1 protein-coding gene is annotated in these 598 nt (G+C 64.4%); it reads right to left on the reverse strand.

Translation table 11 applies throughout. The features are described from left to right. Positions 1-598, reverse strand: a 598-nt coding sequence (locus tag CH274_RS01670) for a DUF222 domain-containing protein (RefSeq protein WP_143546512.1), incomplete at both ends; no start/stop codon positions are given.

The following is a 598-nucleotide window of genomic DNA, read 5'->3' on the forward strand; positions in this document are numbered from 1 at the left end:
TCTCGTCCATGACGATGGCGGTGAGCAGGCAGTCGCAGGCGAGTTGCCGGGAGGTGTTGCGCGACAGTGGTCCCATCCAGGGGAGCCACCCGACGGTAGTGCCGTCACCGAACAGGTCCCGGTACGCGCCACGATCTGCGGTAACTGGATCTGTGTCGGATTCGTCTGCAGCGCGGGTGTTCTCGTCGTCGGCGATGTCATCGACGTCAGCACTGTCGCGGAGGTCGGTGAGATCGCGCAGGCTGATGTGCAGGTTCAGGTGCGGTCTCTCACCGCCTTCGGTGGGGCGGTTACTCGAGGCGAGGTATTGGTCGAGGATGTGTCCGAAGGCGTCGGCTCTGCGCCGGGCGGGGCTGCGATCGTCTCCGGTTTTGGGTGTCTCGGTGCCGTCGGGGTCGGGTCGGGGTTCGGTCAAGGGCGAAAGTGCGGTGAGGAGTTTTTCTCCGGTGATCGCGTCGAAGTCACCTTTCAACACCAGCCGCCCGTTTAGCGTTTTGGAGGCGAAGAGTTCGTTGCGGTCGGTGTCGTCGGCGGGTGGTGTCTTGCCGCCGTAGGTGTCGTGGAGTTTGGTGATCGCTTCGCGGATGCGGCCGGTGCG

The organism is Rhodococcus sp. 06-418-5 (assembly GCF_002258285.1).
Lineage (GTDB): Bacteria > Actinomycetota > Actinomycetes > Mycobacteriales > Mycobacteriaceae > Rhodococcoides.